The sequence below is a fragment of the Clostridium sp. X genome, from assembly GCF_055755365.1.
In genome coordinates this window covers 1,722,372-1,741,522 of sequence record NZ_CM146912.1, presented here as the reverse complement: position 1 = coordinate 1,741,522, position 19,151 = coordinate 1,722,372, and the positions used below count along the sequence as shown (strand labels likewise).

Here is a 19,151-nt window from a genome sequence, read left to right as displayed (position 1 = left end):
ATTAATTTATAGTCCCACTCTTATTATAATTCAGATATATTTGTTTTAAAAGAGTTTTTATGAAAAATAAGAAAATTATGGACATTTTTTTAATATTCAAAAAAATAAGAGAGAATTATTCCTCTCTCTTAGTATTCCTATAATACGTTTTTTTAAAACCGTTTTCGTTTACTTGATGATTTTATTCCAATCTCTTCTCTATACTTAGCAACAGTTCTTCTAGATATTTCTATGTTAATATCCTTTAGTAAGTCGCAGATTTTCTGATCTGACAATGGTTTACTTTTATCTTCTTTGTCAATTAAGTCATTTATTTCTTTTTTTATTATTCTAGTTGATATATCCTCAAAATTGTCGTTTCTTGATATCCCCGTTGTAAATAAGTCCTTAATTTTTATTGTTCCTTTATCTGTATGAATATATTTTTCCCTTATAGCTCTACTTACAGTAGACTCATGTATCTCTAAATCATCTGCTATCTCTTTCAAAGTCATAGGCTTAAGATATTCATCCCCTAAATTAAAATAATCTTTCTGTACTTCTACAATTTTTTTCAAAATATTGTATATTGTAGTTTCTCTTTGTGCAATACTTTTCATTAAAAATATAGCACTATTTAATTTATCTTTTACAAATCTTATTGTATCCTTATCTTTCTCATTATTAATAATTTGCCTATACAGTTGATTTATTCTTAATACAGGAATAGAATCATCATTCATAAAAATACAAACTTCTCCATCTATTTTCTTTATATAGGCTTCTGGAACTATATACCAGGTTTCTTCTCCTGTATAGAAGCCTCGAGATGGTTTGGGTTCAAGAGACTTTATAATATCACCGTAATCTTGAGCTTGACTTATACTTATGTTTAAACTTTTTGATATAATATTGTATTTATTTTCTGCTATAAGCTCTAGATATTTATCTACAATCTCATAAATATTTTTATCCTTAATTCCTTTTAAATGAAGCTGGATTTTTAGACATTCTTCTATATTCCTAGCCCCTATTCCATGTGGCTCTAAACTTTGTAAAATCTTTAATGCCTTCTTTGATAGCGATGAGGCTATACCTAGTTCTTTTTGTATATCTTCAATACTGTTACTTAAATATCCTCTGTTATCTATATTTTCTATTAAATACTTGCAAACAGATTTTATTTGCATATTTTCACTTAATTCTATTATTTGTTCAAACAAAAATTCTTTTAAAGACTTTTTAGCAATTATAAAATTTAATGGTGATACATCCTCATCATTCTTATTATAATAAGCCCCATTACCATAGTCATCAAATTCAAGATGTTTTAATAATGCCTTATAATCAATTTCATCTTTTATTTTATCTTCTATTTTTTCTGCATTTTCGTCATTTTTTTTATTATACTCCGCATCTAGTACAGGATTTTCTTGAAGTTCTTTTTCTATATATTTTTGAATTTCTAAATTTGACATTTGAAGTAACTTCACAGATAATTGCATTTGTTGAGTCATAATTAACTTTTGTTCTTGAGTTAAGTTTAATTTGAATTCCATCTTCATTTTATCACCACTTTGTACATACTTATGTACATAAATTTAAACATAAAAACAATTTTAATTAAACTTTCTCTATATATGCTATACCACATGCATTAGGACCCGAGTGAGTCCCTACTACACATCCTGCTTCACATTCTATATAATTAATTGTTCTTTCTGTAAGTTCTCTTTGTAACACCGGAAATATATCTTCATTATAAATATGAAGCAATATACTTGTTTCTGTATTATCAAGATTATTGCTATCTAAATAATTCAAAATTGTTTTTATAGCTTTTTTAGTTCCTCTTACTTTATCTATAAGTTCCATTTTACCATTAATTACACCTAATATAAGAGTTATATTTAAAAACCCTCCTATTGTGGCTGCCGTTTTTGAGAGTCTTCCTCCCTTAACTAAGTTATCTAAACTTACAAATGCATAAGCACTTTTAACATGCGGTATGATACTTATAATATTTGTTTCAATTTCCTCTATACTAAGACCTTCATTCCTAAGTTCAGCTGCCTTTATTACAACAACACCTAGTCCTGCTGTTACATTTAAACTATCTATTACAATTATATCATCACTATCTGTCATCTCTTTAGCAATACATGCTGACTGATATGTACCACTCATTTTAGACGAAAGATGAATTGATATAATCTTATATCCCTCATCTAAATACTTTTTATATACTTCATAAAATCTTTGAGGATTAACTCCAGCGGTTGTTGGAAAAACATCTTCCTCATTTATTTTTCTTAAAAATTCTTTTATGTCTATTTCTACACCATCTAAATATTCTTCTTCTCCAAAATTTACTGTTAGAGGAATCACTTCTAAATCATATTTTTTAATAATTTCTTTATTGAGATCGCAGGTACTATCTGTTATTATCTTTATTTTTTCCATAGCTACACTCCTACTCCATTTGTGGATATCCTATTTGTCTTAAAGCCTCATAAACTACTATAGCTACGGTATTTGAAAGATTTAAAGACCTAGTTGTTGTATTTACCATTGGAACTCTAATTCTGTTTTCTTCATACCTGTCTCTAATATAATCAGGTAATCCTGAGGATTCCTTTCCGAAAACAATAAAGTCTCCTTCTTTATATTTTACTTGGTCGTGATGATATTTAGTACCTTTTGTAGTAGATAAGAACACTCTAGCATCTGGATACTTTGATATCATATCATCAAAAGACTCGTGGATTTCTAATTTAAGTTCCGGCCAATAGTCAAGACCTGCTCTTTTTACTTGTTTGTCATCTAATGTAAATCCTAAGGGTTTAATTAAATGTAATTTACAATTGGTTAGCACACATGTTCTTCCAATATTCCCTGTATTTTGAGGTATTTCTGGTTCAAATAAAACTATATTTAAATTACTTAATTCCACTTATTATTCCTCCCTCTCAAGTGATACATAATAAATATATTACCTTAATTGAAGAATAAGGTAAAGATTAAGTTCTTATAGAGCAAATTTTTCTATAGCTTTTGCAACCCCATCATTTTCATTTGTATCAGTTATATAATTTGCAGCTTCTTTTACACACCTAGCACCATTTCCCATAGCAATACCCATTCCTGCATATTCTATCATGGATAAGTCATTTTCTCCATCGCCAATACATATTACTTCATCTCTTGTTAATCCATAAAAATTCGCTAAAATCTCTACAGCATTTCCTTTAGATATACCTTTATTCATTATTTCAAAATTATCACTTAGTGAACTTACAACTTCAAATTTACCAAGTTGTCTTATTTCATCTCTTGCTTTAGAAAAACTATCTGTATTATTACTGATACAAATACATTTAAGTATTTCTCCATCTCTTTCCTCAAATACTTTCCTTAGATTTTCATTTACACATAATTGTATTTTCATTTCTTCCGGTAAATCTTGATTCATTTCTAGATAAGTGTACCCTTTTGGAAAGGGTGTTTTTGATATTATAGTATTAAAAGTATTATAGTAAAATTTAAAATCGTATTTTTCTATTATAGATAATATAGCTTTACAATCTTCAATAGATATTACTGACTCATATATAATTTCATCTCTATCTTTTTCTCTTATATACGCTCCATTTGCAGCTATAACAGGCGCCTCTATTTCCAAAAGTCCAGCATAATACTTTGCTGAAGTAAATAATCTTCCTGTAGATATAGCAACTCTGATTCCCTTATTATGAGCTTTTTTTATAGCTTCTTTATTCCTTTCTGTTAATTCTTTTTTATTATTCAACAATGTTCCATCCATATCTAAACAAATTAATTTATACGTCAATAGAATCTCTCCTTTATTAAAAAATTTTGTATTATCATTATAAAGTAAAAATAACTTTTAGTAAAAATGCTGATATAGTAAATACTATATCAGCATAAGATTTTATTTTTTTGTGCCCTTTTTTATTATTCCGTTTACAGGCACATAATAATCATTTGTAACAAGTTCTTTACTAATAAATTTTCCGCCTTCATATATATTTCTATAAGTTTTCACCCTATACCCCGTATATGGTTTTTTTACTACTTCTGTTTTACCTTCTAGCAAGTTTGGATCATCAATATACTTTATAATAGGCTCGACTTGACCATATATTTCTGTACTAATAGAATATGTTCTTTTATTTAAAGAAGAATTTGAATATATATTAAAATAAAGATGTTTATTGCTAGTATATCCTTGAATAAATATTGGATAATCGTATGAGTTCATGAATTTAAAATCAATATTTCCCCAATCTACTGTAGCATCAAGTCCAATTCCAACATAAGTTGATGGGAATGTATGATGTACTCTTTGAGTGGTTTTTATATTTCCTTGTAATATAGCATTATATAAAGTAGATGATACTTGACATATTCCTCCACCTACTCCTGAATCCAATTGTTGGTTCACAATTACTCCTGCCTCTTGGTATCCTCTTGCCTTTGTCCTTTCTCCAACTACTTCATTGAAGCTAAAGGAATCTCCAGGCATTAAAACTACTCCATTAATACTCTTTGTTGCTAAATCAATATTTGTAGATCTCGACGATGAAGATGTAGCAAAGCTTGTGGAGTATGAAGCAATTCTAGAATCTATGGATTTTAAAGCCTCCTCTGTTATTTTAGGTTTTGAAATCTTAATAGGTGCTTCTATTTCTATATCTTCTTCAAGATTTCTGTCTATTTCTGAGATAATAGTATTTTTAAGTTTATCACTCTCAAGTTCCATACCATTTTGGCTATTTGTTATATTAAATTTTCTATTTACCATTTGTATACTTGCATTTTTAGGTAACTCATTTATTTTCTTCTCAATACTTTTTATTATATTGTCAATAGGCTTATTATTATAAGATAATTTAAGGCTGTACTCTTTCTTAATTGGGCTTCTTATAGCTTTGAATTTAGAAATTATATTTAAATCCTTGCCATAGGATAAAGCTTCATCAACAGTTTCAATAATATTATACTGTGCATTTAACTCAGAGTAACTCATTTCATAAGTATTACTTGGAGTTTTAATACTTATCTTTTTATTTAAAATAGAATTTCCAAAACTATTTCTTAATATATTAATCGCTTCTTCCTTTGTTTTTCCCGACAAGTTAATGCCCTTTACTACTACACCTGGAAACATCACATTATTGTACTTTTCAATTGTAAAGTACGCATAACTTATAGACACTGAAGCTAAAAGCAAAATAACTGCAAACAACAATTTTTTTACTCTTTTTGCATTTTTTTGCTTAGTTTTATTTTTTTTTCCTCTACTCATCCATTTCCCCCTCTTTCTCATATATTATACTACAAAACATTCTATAATTACATAAGAAAAGTATATAGCTTAATATGGTATATTTAACCTTAAAACAGAAGTATCCTTTATTTTAATACTTAAACTATTCATATCTTAGTACTATATGTAATTTTAAGTCTGAATAAAAAGGATTTTAAGGATTTTTATGGAATATTGTATATAGTAATTTACTACTTAGTTTTTTAATCAAGGAGAGTTGATGTTCCATGATAAATGATCATAATACTTGTTTTAATGTGTTAAAAAATTTGCCTGTTCCTGTTATTGCACTAAATACATGTTGTGAAATTCAAAACATGAATATATACGCTGAAAATTTATTAAAGAAATTAGAGGTAAGTTTATTCGAAAATTCATATTGTGAAACTCCATTTATTCTAACTTATCTTAAACAACTTGTTCTAAATTTTATTAATAATGACTTAACTGAATGTACTTTTGACAAAAAAATAATCAGTGGTGATAAAGACCTGTATTTTCAAATAAAAATTAATAAAATATATAATTCCAATGATGATATTGAAGTAATAATACTACTACTGTACGATATCACAGAACATAAAAGAATAGAACTAAGTTTAATTGAGCGTGAAAAGCAGCTTAATTCTATCTTCACGGCTCTTCCTGACATATATTTCAAACTTGATAAAGAGGGTACTTTTTTAGACTGTAAATCTCAAAATATAGATGATATGCTTGCTCCTCCTACTAAGTTAATAGGGAAAAATATAATAGATCTTCTCCCTAATCCTCTAGGACATGAACTAAAATCTTCTATAATAAAATCAATTAAAACAAAATCTTTAGTACTGTATGAATATGATTTAAATTTACCTAAAGGTTTGCAACACTTTGAGGCAAGAATAACTCCCTTCTCAGATAATGAAGCTATGGTTATATCAAGAAACATCACAAAGCGTAAACAAACTGAAGAAGAAATGTTAAAAATCGAAAAGCTAAACTCCATAGGAACCTTAGCTGGTGGAGTTGCCCACGACTTTAACAATATACTCACCATAATTCTTGGAAATATATCTATGTTAAAAACCTATAAAAATATTGATGAAAAAACAGAAAAAAAGTTATTAAATATAGAGAAGACTGTTTTTCAAGCCAAGGATTTAACCAAACAATTACTTACTTTTTCTAAAGGAAGTAATCCCCTAAAGAAAATAACTTATATAAATGTATTAATAAAGGAAACTGCTACACTAGCTCTATGTGGTACTAATGTAATGTGTAATTTAAATCTGCCTAATGATTTATGGCCTGTTGAAATTGATCCTGGTCAAATAAGCCAGGTAATAAGCAATTTAATTATAAACGCCTATCAAGCTATGCAAAATGGAGGAATTGTTACTGTTAAAGCCAGAAATGTAACCTTACTTGATAACGAAATTATAGGATTATCCTCTGGAAAATATATTAATATTTCTTTTAAAGATCAAGGTATAGGAATAGATGAAAGTAATCTTCTTAAGATATTTGATCCTTACTTCACTACAAAAAAAACTGGAAGTGGTCTTGGACTAACTTCTTGTTATTCCATTATAAAAAAACATAACGGACATATTATAGTTAAGTCAAAGCTAGGAAAAGGAACTGTATTTCAAGTATACTTACCAGCCTGTGAAGGGATTCCAATTGAAATGGAACAAATTTCACAATCAGTTTTCCATGGTGAAAATAAAATCTTAGTAATGGATGATGAGATTGAAATAAGAAAAGTAATAAGCTCTATGCTAAATCACTTAGGTTATAAAGTAGAGTTATCAAAAGATGGAGCTGAAGTCATAAAATTCTATGAGGATGCATTAAAACGCAATACCCCTTTTGATGCAGTAATTATGGATCTTACAATCCCAGGTGGAATGGGAGGAGAAGAGGCAATAAAACACCTTCTTAGAATTGACCCCGATATTAAAGCTATAGTATCAAGTGGCTACTCTGCTAGCAGTGTTATTTCCCACTATAAAGAGTATGGCTTTAAAGGAGTAATTAATAAACCCTATACTCTGGAAGAATTAAGTAAAGAACTAAATAAAGTATTAAAGCAGTTGTAATTAAACAACTGCTTTTTTCACTTTTTTAGCTACAGCCTCACAAACTCTTCTATCTAAGGCATCTGGGATGATATAATCTTCATTTAATTCTTCACTTTGTATAAGATCTGCTATTCCCCTTGCAGCTGCAAGTTTCATATCTTCTGTTATTTCTTTTGATCGAATTTCAAGAGCTCCCTTAAATATTCCTGGAAATACCAAAACATTATTTATTTGATTTGGGAAATCTGATCTTCCTGTAGCCACTATCCTTGCACCTGCTGCTTTAGCTATATCTGGCATTATTTCCGGAGTTGGATTTGCCATAGCAAATATAATACTATCTTTATTCATAGACTTAACCATTATTTCATTTAATACATTAGGTCCAGAAACTCCAATGAAAACATCCTTATTATTTATGATATCTTTTAATGTTCCCTTTTTAAACTCCCTATTAGTAATCATGGATATCTCTCTTTGAGAGTCATTAAGCCACTCTTCCCCTTCAGCTATAGCTCCATTTTTATCACACATAATGATATTTTTAGCTCCAGCTAAAAGTAATAGTCTACATATAGAAATTCCAGCTGCACCAGCTCCATTTATGACAATTTCTACTTCCTCAAGTTTTTTATTTAGAAGTTTTAGTGAATTATATAATCCTGCTAAAACAACTACTGCTGTTCCGTGCTGATCATCATGAAAAACAGGAATATCTAGTTCTTCTTTAAGTCTTCTTTCTATATAGAAACATTCAGGTGCTTTTATATCTTCAAGATTAATTCCACCAAAAGATGGTGCTATTAACTTTACTGTTTCTATTATTTTATCAGGATCCTTTGTATCTAAGCATATAGGGAAAGCATTTATCCCCCCAAATTCCTTAAATAAAAGGGCCTTTCCTTCCATAACTGGTAGCCCTGCTTCAGGTCCTATATCTCCAAGACCGAGTACTGCTGTTCCATTGGTAACTACTGCAACAGTGTTTCCCTTCATTGTATAATCATATACTTTATTCTTATCTTCCTTTATTTCTAGACATGGTTCTGCTACCCCTGGCGTATACGCAAGAGATAAATCATATTTACTATTAATAGCTATCTTACTTGTTACCTCTATTTTTCCTGCATTTTCTTTGTGAATTTTCAACGCTTCTTCTTTAATGCTCAACTAAATCTCCCCCATAATTATTTATAGTTAATCTATTTCCTTACCCTTAAAGTATTCACAATAAGGAGCTACTGGACATTCTTCACATTGAGGTTTTTTTGCCTTACATATTTTTCTTCCATGCCATATAATATAATGGTGTGTATCACTCCATTTTTCTCTTGGTATGTTCTCCATAAGCTGATTTTCTACCTCATTAACATTATTTCCTTTTCCTATACCTATTCTGTTTGATACTCTAAACACATGAGTATCAACAGCAATAGCAGGAACCCCAAAAGCATTAGATAATACTACATTAGCAGTTTTTCTTCCCACTCCTGGAAGTTTAATTAATTCCTCCATAGTCTCAGGAACTTCACCCCTATAATGTGAAAGTAATATCTTAGAGGTTTCTAATATATTCTTACTCTTATTTTTGTATAATCCACAACTTTTTATTTTATTGCCTAATTCTTCTTCAGTCAAAGTTGTCATTTTTTCCGGATTATTATAGTCTGAGTATAAGTCCTTAGTTACTTTATTAACTCTCTCATCAGTACATTGAGCTGACAACATAGTAGATATTAATAACTCATAAGGACTTCTAAAATCTAACCCACATTTTGCACCCTTATATGTAGTTTCTAATATTTCTATAACTTTTTCTCTATGTTCTTTTTTCAAAGCTACCACCTTCATACTAATTTCATGTGACTTTACCATAATAAAGTATTAATCTTTATTGATATTATACCCTAATTTCAAAAATTTAAAAAGAGTACTAAAATTATTCTAGTACTCTTTTCTTTATATATTGCCCTAAAAAAGCACTTTATTTGTACTCACCTCTATAATCTTCTGGTAGAAGTGATGCTATACTTCCCATAATCAATGCTAAAACTCTATCTTCATACTCTTTTGCTGATTCATCTTGTCCTTTTACTGGAAGAGTGAATGCCTCACCTATATTTACATTAACATCTGCGTGATGAAATTTCTCCTTACTCATTTGTCCTTCTTGATTTATTGGCATAAGTTTTTCAGTTCCAGTCATACCTATTGGAATTATAGGAACCTTGCACATTTTAGTTATTAACACTATCCCCTTTTTAGCTTTAATCATTTTACCAGTTCTACTTCTTGTCCCTTCTGGAAATATAAGAACATTACCTCCAGCTTTTACAATATCAATAACCTTTTTGATGCCTTCTTTATCTGCTGTATCTGGACGTATTGGTGTAGTTTTTACAATACTTAATCCTAAACTTGTAAAAGAATTACTTGCTAATTTAACTCCTGCTACAAATGTTGTATCATACTTCTCTAGTACTCTATTTAAAATAAGTGCATCTGAATTACTTAAATGATTACATATAAATATAACAGGCATTTTAACTTTATTTATATTTTCTTCATTTTTTATATTTATTTTAGCGTATTTATTAACATAAGCATTTATCCATTTACTAGATATAAATCTTACTAGCCATTTTGGAAGGTGCTTTATAATTCCACTGAAAATTGATAATAACATGAATTTATTCCACCCTTCATAATCTTCTTTATATATAATACACTATTTTTCAGAAATTTTCAAAAGTCTATTATAATATTCTTGTAAATAAGTGGAAGAAAATTCCAATTCTTTTTTTATACTTTCTAAATTAAACATGTTAATAAGCAAGTTTCTCTGAATAACATTTTTTCCTCTCCATCCACAAGAGGTTAATTTATACCTGTCCTTAAATTCCCTATTGCTCATATTAAATATCTCTTCACTATCTATATTCTTCATAAAATCATAAGGAGTAAATTCTTCTAAATTAGATAATTTTACTTTATAATTATAAGGACATACATCTTGGCAAGTATCACATCCAAATATTCTTCCTTCAAATTTATTAAACCAATAATCCTGAATATCCTTTTTTTGAGTTATATATGATAGACATATATTAGAATTAGTTACTCTTTCACTTATAGCTTTTGTAGGACATGCTTCGATACACTTATTGCACTCACCACATAATACTTCTATAGGTTTATCACTCTCTAACTCTAAGTCTGTTATTATCTCCCCTAAAAATACGTAGGATCCATATTCTTTTGTAATAAGCATATTATTTTTTCCTATAAAGCCAACCCCACTAAGGTAAGCTAAGTATCTTTCTGGTAATGAGTTGCTATCCACAAAATACTTTGCCTCTCCTCCTAAAGTTCTTATATAACAACAAATATTCTCTAAATACTTAGATACGACTCTATGATAATCATTTCCTAAAGTATATTTAGAAAAGTAAATTTTAGAACTCTCAGTCTTTTCAGTAATATATGGAAAGGCTATTGATATAATAGTTTTTCCTTCCTTCATATATATATAAGGATTAATTCTTTTCTCTATATCCTTTTCTTCAAACTCATTTTCAAACCCTGAACTTTTTCTATTATAATAAAATTCTTTTAATTCATGAAATATTCTGCAACGGGTGAATCCAACTAAATTTAGGCCTAAACTACTACAATAATTTATTATTTCATTTTTTAAATTCACTATTTTAAAATATCCCTTCTAGATATTAGTTTCTCATTTCTTCTATTTTTTAAATAAACTATTTAGTCATATCTTTAGTTACGATTTGACCTGGTATACCTACTACTGTTGAATTTGAAGGAGTATTTTTAAGCACAACTGAATTTGCTCCTATCCTACAATTATCTCCTATTAATATAGGTCCAAGCACCTTGGCTCCAGTTCCTATAATAACATTATTGCCAATAGTAGGATGTCTCTTCCCCTTATCTTTACCTGTTCCACCTAATGTAACCCCATGATACAATGTTACATTATCTCCAACTTCTGCCGTTTCTCCTACAACTACTCCCATACCATGATCAACGAAAAATCCTTTTCCTATTGTAGCCCCTGGATGTATTTCTATACCAGTAAGAAATCTTGCAAACTGCGATATAAATCTAGCTATAAAAAATAGTCTTTTCTTATAAAATAAATGTGCTATTCTATAACTTATAACTGCATGAACACTTGGATAAAGTAAAAATACCTCTACTCCATTCCTTGCAGCTGGATCGTTTTGTAGAATATTGTTTATATCGTATTTTATTGTTTTAAAAAAATTAGTCATATCGTTCCCCCCATAACATAATTAAAACATAACAAAAAGCCTTATCTCTAAATATTCTAGAGACAAAGCTATACTCTGCGGTTCCACTCTAATTGGATATTAATCCCACTTAAGTTTTAAGCACTATTCATGCTCTATTACTATAACGGGTAACACCGTTGCAGCCTACTATTATTTCGGTGCAAAACTCCAAAGGGCACTTCATATAAACTCCATATAGAAATCTCTCAGCAAATGATTTCTTCTCTGAATATATCATTTATATTACTTTCCTCTATCATAGCATTTCCTACTATTTCACTAAGGATTACATTTTTATTATATGAAGTTATAGTATAATTGTCAACATTTTTTAGCTGCAAAATCTATGTTTTCCTATTATTTTTATCAGTGATCTAGACCAAATCCACCCACTAGTAGCTGTATCTGGATTAAAGTAATACATTGCTCCTGATGAGGGATCCCATCCATTAATTGCATCTCTTGCTGCTCTAATTGAATTTGGTGCCATTTCTGCATGTACTTGCCCATCCACAATTGCTGTAAATGCACCTGGTTGATATACTACTCCTGCAATGCTATTTGGAAACTTTGAATCTCTAACCCTATTTAGTATAACTGCCCCTACTGCAACTTGACCTTCATATGGCTCTCCTCTTGCTTCTCCATTTATAAGTCTTGCTAATAATAACTCATCAGAACTACTTGTAGATACTTTAGCTGATGCAGTTTTAGTTGAACCAGCAGTTCCACCACTTGTACTTGGAACATTTATTCCTAGTGCTTTTAATGTTGCATTTCCAACTACTCCATCAACAGTAAGTTTGTTTTTTCTCTGAAAAGTTTTTACTCCAAGATAGGTTTGATAACCATATACTCCATCTACAGAACTATTGTAATATCCCCATCTTTTAAGTCTAGTTTGTACTTCCCTAACCGTTTGACCTTTTGAGCCATACTTATAGGTTACTGTTTTTACTACATTACAGTAGGGAATAATAAAATCCGATGTACTAAAGAATGTAAATAAAATTAGTACAACAAGAACTCCTACTCTCCTCCAACCTAATTTGCTCATCATCAAAAGATTCCTCCTAAAAGTTTAAATATAATGAATCTATTACATTTATTTTGTGCATATTTTGAAAAAATACACATAAAAAAACTACTACAATATTATGTAGCAGTTTTTTTATTATTTAGATATTTCTTTTTAACTTTCTCTTACCTATTTGCGGAAACATTTCTTCTATTATATCATTAATAAATAAGATACCCTGTAACTTTTCCTCTTCGTCAACTACAGGCATAGTTATTAAATCATATTTTACAAGTTTTCCAATAGCTGAATCTAATTTTTCATCATCACTTAGTTTTATAACTTCTGTTTCCATTATATCTTTTAACTTGCTATTACTATCTGAAAAAATTAATTTATTAATAGATATTACACCTTCTAATTTTTCATCTTCATCTATGATGTACACATAATGTGAATTCTTATCTTCTGGATGAATTTCCCTTAAAAGTTCAATAGTTTCACTAGCAGTAATGTTTACATTAAAAGATATGAAATCTGTACTCATTACACTTCCAACAGTCTCTTCCTCATACCTCATGAGATCTCTAACTTTCTCTACAGCTTCACTATTTAAATTAATTAAAAGTTTTTCTGCAGTATCTTCATCTAGTTCCTCTAATATATCCGCGATCTCGTCATTGGCCATATTATTTAATATTTCACTTACTTTAGATTGATTCATAGTTTCTAGTATATTAACCTGTATTTCTGGATTTATTTCTTCTAATGTTTCTGCAGCCAAATCTTTATCTAAACTTTCAAAAATTTTGTTTCTATACTTTGAATCTACTTCCTCAAGAATATCTGCAATATCAGCAGGATGAAGCTCTGATATTTTTTTATATGGAATAGATATTTTTAAATTATGTTCCATCATCTCTAGTGATTCAACATCGTCCCACATAATTATAGTATTATTAGGTTGTCTTCTTAAAAGCTTACACATAAAATTAACTAATTTCTCAATACCATATCTTCTACTTAATGCTAAAAAACCTGTTTCTACAGCTATTACTCTAATCTCCGAGGAAATATCTGCAATTCTTAAATCATTAACTCTAACAACTTTCTTTCCGTTTACATCAATTATTTGCTTGTCTAATAAATTCTTAGATAAAAGATAGGTATATGCTCTTGGTATTATATCTTTAACTCCTCTAACTTTAATTAGGATTTTTCCATCCTCATTATAGAATTCAATATTTCTAAATTCATTATTATATACTTCACTATTCTTTTTCACCTGATATCCTATAGCTTTAGGATATCCATCTCCAGTAGTAACATATATATCCACTAACTTACCTATACAATAACCATACTCATCATATATATTTTTTTGGAGTAATTCGCTTAAATAAAAACTATTTAGCTTTTTCATGGATATTCCTCCTAATCATGCATAGAGAAACTCCACTAATAAATATAAAATTTAACAGTTGACAACTGACAGCTTGACATAAATTTTCTGTCAACTCTCAACTGTTAAATTTTAATTCAGCATAAAGTTTCTCTATATATTTTCCTCATAGTATTAAATTTTTCTGATCTCCATTCAAGGGGACCACCTTCCATTAATATGCACCTCTTTTCAATATTCTTCTTTAATTTACCAAAACTAACTAGTAGACTTACACTTTATTTAGAATAAAATTTAATTTTAAATCTTTTTCAAGAGTTAAAAAATAATTATATCTACTATAGATTATATTAAATTATTTCTAAAATGCAACCATATTCAGCAATATAATTTTAAATTTTTTATTTATATCAATATACTTAAATTATAATTGAAATTACTCCGTTTTTCTTAATATTTAGGATTTTTGCAAAGTAATATTCTAATATAAATAAAAAGACAGGCAGAAGAATTTTTCTACCTGACTTTTTTTACTTTATTTAATCCATAATTCAAAGTTAAAATCCATAATATATCACTTATAATAAGAGTTTCAAATATACCTTGTAATCTTAAGCTAAGGATACCCTCACAAATTAAAGTCGATGCTGATACTACTACTAAAATTATTCCTATTTTATATTTATTTTCTTTCCAATAAGATAAAGTAATAATTATAAACAATACACTTATAAGCATATAAGCAACATAAATATAGGGATTATCTATAAATTCCATGTAATATCCATATAGTAAGCTTACTTTTACTCTTATAGGATTACTATATATTATATAAGAGTAAAGCATTACTAAAACTCCACTTATTAGAAATATATAAGAAAACTTTATCTTATCATTTCTAAGAAGTATATAAAGAGTCATAATACCAACAATAGGAATACATATTAGGTTTAAAAAGTATAATGGTTTTAAAATATATAAATACCCTATGTTTTGAATTAAAAATAAAACTAAAAGGCACGCATATTGAAGCAGTATTCCTGTAAATGCAAACATGCATACCAGTCTTATCTTATTAGGAGTATTTTTTAAGCTTTTTCTAAAGCCTTCATATGTAATAAATAACATAAATAATAAAAGTATCAGATAAATATACGGTTTCAATACATTCTCTCCAAGAAATTGTTGTTACTTATAGTTATTTCATATTCCTTGGAATTATTCACACTTTTTAACTTCTTATATCATTAAAACCAAGAACTCTTATTCCATCTTTAATACATTCTATAGTTACTGGAAAATCTGGCCCTCTTTCTCCATCAATGTCTGTAACAATATCTTCATCACATTCAATTGTAAGCTTATCTGTTTTAAAATAGATAAGTCCTTTATTGTCTTCAAGATGTTCAATTTTTAACATTTTTATAAACATAGGTATTATTTCTTTTATCATCCCTGCTTTTATAATTATTACATCTAGCATTCCATCTCTCAAATCTGCTTTATATGCTAACTTAAAGTTCCCTGCAGTTTGACCATTAAAGACAAGCATTAAATACATATCTCCATCAAACTCTGTCTCTTGTGAGGAGACCTTTACTTTAAGCTTTCTTAAATAAGGAATCTGCTCAATCCCCTTCACATAGTATGCTAACTTCCCTATAGTATTCTTTAAGTTAACATCTGTTTTCTGAGATATATCTGTAAAAAGTCCCGTACTTGCTACATTTACAAAATATTTATCATTTATCTTTCCTATATCTAGGGGAACGGGGTCACTATTCAATATTTTTTCACAAGCCTTTTCAACATTTAATGGTATACCTATAAACTTTGCGAAATCATTTGCCGTACCTACTGGAAGAATGGCTATAGGAATATCTATATTTAATTTTTTCATAATATTGACTACACTATCAACAGTTCCATCTCCGCCTGCTATAAGTATATACTTATAGCTTTCATCAATATCTTCAAAAGCTTCGCATAATTCATTATCCATACCTATTCTAAAAGGCTCTATAATATAATTATATTTTTGATGAAGCATTATCACTTTATCAATATCACTTACTATGGAATTTTCACCTGAATATGGATTATAAATAAACTTAACCTTATTCATATATACTCTCCTATCAAACCTTAAATATCTTTACTTTTTATTCTTTATTTTACATTAATTTATATATCCATTATAATGCTAATAAGATTATTTAACAAACTATATTTAATATGTATAATTTTAAAATTTCATATATTAATTATTATACTAATTATTAGCTTTATGTAAACTTAAAAAGTCTATGACTTAAGAAATTCATAGACTTTCTAAATATATTTTTATTAATTATCTAATATTAATCTTTTATTATAATATAATCTATATCTCTACATTTCAGGACTAGCTGGTACTGAAATACTACTTAGAGCACTCTCTGCTTCATTTGCAAGTTGTGGCTCCACCGCTAAATCTCCTAAAGCTACAATCCCTACTACTTTATTATTATCTACTATTGGAAGTCTTCTTATTTGTCTTTCACTCATCAATCTAGCAGCTTCGTGAACATCCATATTTGGTGTTCCAGTTACTGGATTTGAGCTCATTATTTCGCTTACTTTTTGTTGACGTACATTTTGACCTTGAGCTGATGATCTTAATGTAATATCTCTGTCTGTTATTACTCCTACTACCTCTTCTCCTCTACATACTGGTATAGAACCCACATTATGCTCTTTCATCATTTGAGCTGCACGTTCTACTGTATCCTCTGGAGTTATAGTAGTTACAATCTTAGTCATTATGTTTTTCATATCCATACTTATCACCTCCTCAGCTTATTTTTACCCAAAAAGATTATAATATTTATAAAAAATTTCTTTTACTACTTAAATATTTGTTAGAAATATTATATAATTGTATAATAAGCATTATAATAGTAGTGTATTTCTATTTTTTTGGATTAATATTTAGGAGTGATATGATGACAAAGAGTGTAGTGCCAAACGCATTTACCTTAGGAAACCTTGCCTGCGGTTTAATATCTTTAATTATGACATTTCAAGGCGAATATAAGACAGCTTGTATTTTCATTTTATTAGCAGGTATTATGGATAGATACGATGGAAGAATAGCCCGATATTTAGGTGCTTCATCAGAAATCGGGAAAGAACTAGATTCCTTAGCTGATTTAGTATCTTTTGGTGTTGCTCCTTCAATTCTGGTTTTCAATTTATATAATCTTATAGATTTAGGATTTTTAGGCTATGTTTTAGTATTAGTTTTCCCGCTATCTGGAGCATACAGATTAGCAAGATACAACTGTAGTGAATTTGATGGAACTTTTATGGGAATACCTATAACAGCTGCTGGTATGTTAGTATCCTTATATTCCTATATAACCCTTAAAAATGCCTCTAATGTTTTTATGACTGGTATATTAATAATTATTTTATCTTATCTTATGATTAGTAAATTAAAGATAAAAAAAGTGTGACATTTTTTCAGTCACACTTTTTTAATCTTTAAAATTTATATCTTCTTCAATTTCTGTATATATATAGTTTTCATTTATTTTATTCTTCAATATACTTGATTTTAAATCACAGTACTCTGCATAATTTGTACTAGTATTTTCTAATACATCAATTATTTCATCTATAATGTCTCCTAATTTATCCGCTCTCTTTAATGCATCTCTTACATCTGTTTTTTTTGATAAGGCAATTTTATTAAGCTCATCAGCTGCTCCAATCAAGATTCTATAAGAATTCACTAACTTACCTAATAGATCTGTTAAATTATTTACATCAGAATAATATGTTTGTATAACTTTTCTGCTTCCCAATTAATCACCCTACGAATTGATATCATAATATTTATATTATAAAGTACTTAATTTTATACCAAATAATAGTATCCCATAGTAATCATGGAGTATATGGCTATTAAAATTGCACCTTCTAACCAATAGGATCTTCCATCCTGAAACACAAAGAATGACATTGCTATAGCTATAGCACTCATTATAATTTGAAAATTACTAAATACAAAATTCATCTCTACCCCTATAAAATATGAGTATATTATAAGAAGTGGTGTAACAAAAAGAGTAATTTGTATACTTGAACCTATAGCAATCTCTAGACTCATATTTATTTTGTTTTTTGCAGCACATATAATAGCTGAGATATTTTCTCCCATATTACCTAATATAGGTATTAGGATTATACCTATAAATTCCTGTGATAGATTGTAATCAATAATTAATCCTCTAATATTAACTATTAACTTTTCACTTATTAAAAACAATAAAATTGAACTTATTACTATATCTATAATAATTATATTTCTTTTCTTTTTATTTTTAATATCTATCTTTTCTTCTTCTCTTTCACTTACTACAAAAAGGTTACTATGAGTAAAGAGTGAAAAGATCAATCCTAATATATATACTCCCATAAGCACTATTGATACCTTTATACTAAGTCCAAACATCAAACTTTCTGATACATTTCCATAACTTTTTATAGATGCCATCACTACCATTGCTGACATAGCTAAAAGGAGCATATTAAAGTTAGTTCTAGCAATTATTTTATTAAATCTTTGTTCCTTAAACTTAATACCTCCACAGAATATTGCTATTCCTAAAACTAGAAGCATATTACTTATTATAGAACCTATTAATGCTGATCTTACCATTGGGATCATACCATAACTTATAGACCAAATTCCCATCATTAGTTCAGGAAAATTTCCAATAGTTGCCGCTAGGAGTCCTCCTCTTTTTTCTCCTATATATAAAGACATATTTGAAGTTAAATCTCCTAACAGTATAGCTAATGGAATCATTCCAATTGAATAGATTACTGCATTTGTTAGATTAGAAGATGTACTGATAAATACTAAAATTAACGTTGCTATCATAATTCCATACTTTTTCATAGAACACACCTACTTGTATTACATTCTTTTGTCTTGTTTTAGTATATGGTCATGTAATAAAAGTAGTTACAT

Annotated in this window: 19 protein-coding genes and 1 other annotated feature; of the genes, 2 read left to right on the top strand and 17 right to left on the bottom strand. The window is 28.5% G+C overall.

Annotated elements, in window-relative coordinates:
• Positions 1-152: 152 nt before the first annotated feature.
• From rpoN to ACX0KU_RS08745, 5 genes are all read right to left on the bottom strand, one after another.
• Entirely contained in the window at positions 153-1,538 is a 1,386-nt protein-coding gene (gene rpoN / locus ACX0KU_RS08765; protein WP_472989440.1) for an RNA polymerase factor sigma-54, read from the bottom strand.
• A 64-nt stretch (positions 1,539-1,602) separates the two neighbouring features.
• Positions 1,603-2,442 (bottom strand): DegV family protein, encoded by an 840-nt coding sequence (locus ACX0KU_RS08760; RefSeq protein ID WP_472989439.1) that lies wholly within the window; start codon positions 2,440-2,442, stop codon positions 1,603-1,605.
• Between the two features lie 10 nt (positions 2,443-2,452).
• Positions 2,453-2,932, bottom strand: coding sequence for a tRNA (uridine(34)/cytosine(34)/5-carboxymethylaminomethyluridine(34)-2'-O)-methyltransferase TrmL (trmL, locus tag ACX0KU_RS08755; RefSeq protein WP_472989438.1), 480 nt, complete (start codon positions 2,930-2,932; stop codon positions 2,453-2,455).
• A gap of 75 nt (positions 2,933-3,007) precedes the next feature.
• Positions 3,008-3,829 carry a Cof-type HAD-IIB family hydrolase gene (locus ACX0KU_RS08750; protein ID WP_472989437.1) on the bottom strand — a complete coding sequence of 274 codons (822 nt, stop codon included), beginning with the start codon at positions 3,827-3,829 and terminating at the stop codon, positions 3,008-3,010.
• A 102-nt stretch (positions 3,830-3,931) separates the two neighbouring features.
• A complete protein-coding gene (locus ACX0KU_RS08745) occupies positions 3,932-5,308 on the bottom strand; it encodes a VanW family protein (RefSeq protein WP_472989436.1) in 1,377 nt (458 codons plus the stop codon).
• A 248-nt stretch (positions 5,309-5,556) separates the two neighbouring features.
• Between ACX0KU_RS08745 and ACX0KU_RS08740 the strand changes: the two genes are divergently transcribed.
• A complete protein-coding gene (locus ACX0KU_RS08740) occupies positions 5,557-7,413 on the top strand; it encodes a hybrid sensor histidine kinase/response regulator (RefSeq protein ID WP_472989434.1) in 1,857 nt (618 codons plus the stop codon).
• On the opposite strand, the gene ACX0KU_RS08735 is transcribed toward ACX0KU_RS08740, so the two are convergent.
• The 10 genes from ACX0KU_RS08735 to ACX0KU_RS08690 form a co-directional block, all read right to left on the bottom strand.
• Entirely contained in the window at positions 7,414-8,565 is a 1,152-nt protein-coding gene (locus ACX0KU_RS08735; RefSeq protein WP_472989433.1) for an NAD(P)-dependent malic enzyme, read from the bottom strand. It abuts the gene before it with no gap.
• A gap of 27 nt (positions 8,566-8,592) precedes the next feature.
• On the bottom strand, positions 8,593-9,231 hold the full coding sequence (nth, locus tag ACX0KU_RS08730; protein WP_472992426.1) for an endonuclease III: 639 nt from the start codon (positions 9,229-9,231) through the stop codon (positions 8,593-8,595).
• Positions 9,232-9,379: 148 nt separating this feature from the next.
• Entirely contained in the window at positions 9,380-10,081 is a 702-nt protein-coding gene (locus ACX0KU_RS08725) for a lysophospholipid acyltransferase family protein (protein ID WP_472989432.1), read from the bottom strand.
• A gap of 42 nt (positions 10,082-10,123) precedes the next feature.
• Positions 10,124-11,098 carry a tRNA epoxyqueuosine(34) reductase QueG gene (queG, locus tag ACX0KU_RS08720; RefSeq protein ID WP_472989431.1) on the bottom strand — a complete coding sequence of 325 codons (975 nt, stop codon included), beginning with the start codon at positions 11,096-11,098 and terminating at the stop codon, positions 10,124-10,126.
• Positions 11,099-11,156: 58 nt separating this feature from the next.
• Entirely contained in the window at positions 11,157-11,690 is a 534-nt protein-coding gene (gene epsC, locus ACX0KU_RS08715; protein ID WP_472989430.1) for a serine O-acetyltransferase EpsC, read from the bottom strand.
• A 55-nt stretch (positions 11,691-11,745) separates the two neighbouring features.
• Positions 11,746-11,980: a binding site (T-box leader), on the bottom strand.
• Positions 11,981-12,042: 62 nt separating this feature from the next.
• Entirely contained in the window at positions 12,043-12,771 is a 729-nt protein-coding gene (gene sleB / locus ACX0KU_RS08710) for a spore cortex-lytic enzyme (protein WP_472989429.1), read from the bottom strand.
• Positions 12,772-12,889: 118 nt separating this feature from the next.
• Entirely contained in the window at positions 12,890-14,152 is a 1,263-nt protein-coding gene (locus ACX0KU_RS08705; RefSeq protein WP_472989428.1) for a magnesium transporter, read from the bottom strand.
• Positions 14,153-14,647: 495 nt separating this feature from the next.
• Positions 14,648-15,295 (bottom strand): hypothetical protein, encoded by a 648-nt coding sequence (locus tag ACX0KU_RS08700; protein WP_472989427.1) that lies wholly within the window; start codon positions 15,293-15,295, stop codon positions 14,648-14,650.
• Between the two features lie 67 nt (positions 15,296-15,362).
• Positions 15,363-16,256, bottom strand: a complete 894-nt coding sequence (locus ACX0KU_RS08695; RefSeq protein WP_472989426.1) for a YegS/Rv2252/BmrU family lipid kinase — start codon at positions 16,254-16,256, stop codon at positions 15,363-15,365.
• Between the two features lie 266 nt (positions 16,257-16,522).
• The gene (locus ACX0KU_RS08690) at positions 16,523-16,951 is read right to left on the bottom strand and encodes a CBS domain-containing protein (RefSeq protein ID WP_472989425.1); all 429 of its coding nucleotides are present in this window, start codon (positions 16,949-16,951) and stop codon (positions 16,523-16,525) included.
• A 164-nt stretch (positions 16,952-17,115) separates the two neighbouring features.
• Here ACX0KU_RS08690 and pssA point away from each other — a divergent pair, with 164 nt between their 5' ends.
• Positions 17,116-17,628, top strand: a complete 513-nt coding sequence (gene pssA, locus ACX0KU_RS08685; protein ID WP_472989424.1) for a CDP-diacylglycerol--serine O-phosphatidyltransferase — start codon at positions 17,116-17,118, stop codon at positions 17,626-17,628.
• A gap of 21 nt (positions 17,629-17,649) precedes the next feature.
• On the opposite strand, the gene ACX0KU_RS08680 is transcribed toward pssA, so the two are convergent.
• Both ACX0KU_RS08680 and cax read right to left on the bottom strand, forming a co-directional pair.
• Positions 17,650-17,979 carry a hypothetical protein gene (locus ACX0KU_RS08680; protein ID WP_472989423.1) on the bottom strand — a complete coding sequence of 110 codons (330 nt, stop codon included), beginning with the start codon at positions 17,977-17,979 and terminating at the stop codon, positions 17,650-17,652.
• A 53-nt stretch (positions 17,980-18,032) separates the two neighbouring features.
• Complete coding sequence (cax, locus tag ACX0KU_RS08675) at positions 18,033-19,079, bottom strand: calcium/proton exchanger (protein ID WP_472989422.1); 1,047 nt, start codon at positions 19,077-19,079, stop codon at positions 18,033-18,035.
• Positions 19,080-19,151 lie beyond the last annotated feature (72 nt).

Bases quoted from the DNA above. Each gene is read 5' to 3' on its own strand.
- rpoN (WP_472989440.1), bottom strand. From the start codon at position 1,538: ATGGAATTCAAATTAAACTTAACTCAAGAACAAAAGTTAATTATGACT.
- ACX0KU_RS08760 (WP_472989439.1), bottom strand. From the start codon at position 2,442: ATGGAAAAAATAAAGATAATAACAGATAGTACCTGCGATCTCAATAAA.
- ACX0KU_RS08745 (WP_472989436.1), bottom strand. From the start codon at position 5,308: ATGAGTAGAGGAAAAAAAAATAAAACTAAGCAAAAAAATGCAAAAAGA.
- ACX0KU_RS08740 (WP_472989434.1), top strand. From the start codon at position 5,557: ATGATAAATGATCATAATACTTGTTTTAATGTGTTAAAAAATTTGCCT.
- ACX0KU_RS08725 (WP_472989432.1), bottom strand. From the start codon at position 10,081: ATGTTATTATCAATTTTCAGTGGAATTATAAAGCACCTTCCAAAATGG.
- epsC (WP_472989430.1), bottom strand. From the start codon at position 11,690: ATGACTAATTTTTTTAAAACAATAAAATACGATATAAACAATATTCTA.
- sleB (WP_472989429.1), bottom strand. From the start codon at position 12,771: ATGATGAGCAAATTAGGTTGGAGGAGAGTAGGAGTTCTTGTTGTACTA.
- ACX0KU_RS08705 (WP_472989428.1), bottom strand. From the start codon at position 14,152: ATGAAAAAGCTAAATAGTTTTTATTTAAGCGAATTACTCCAAAAAAAT.
- ACX0KU_RS08695 (WP_472989426.1), bottom strand. From the start codon at position 16,256: ATGAATAAGGTTAAGTTTATTTATAATCCATATTCAGGTGAAAATTCC.
- ACX0KU_RS08690 (WP_472989425.1), bottom strand. From the start codon at position 16,951: ATGGATATGAAAAACATAATGACTAAGATTGTAACTACTATAACTCCA.
- pssA (WP_472989424.1), top strand. From the start codon at position 17,116: ATGACAAAGAGTGTAGTGCCAAACGCATTTACCTTAGGAAACCTTGCC.
- cax (WP_472989422.1), bottom strand. From the start codon at position 19,079: ATGAAAAAGTATGGAATTATGATAGCAACGTTAATTTTAGTATTTATC.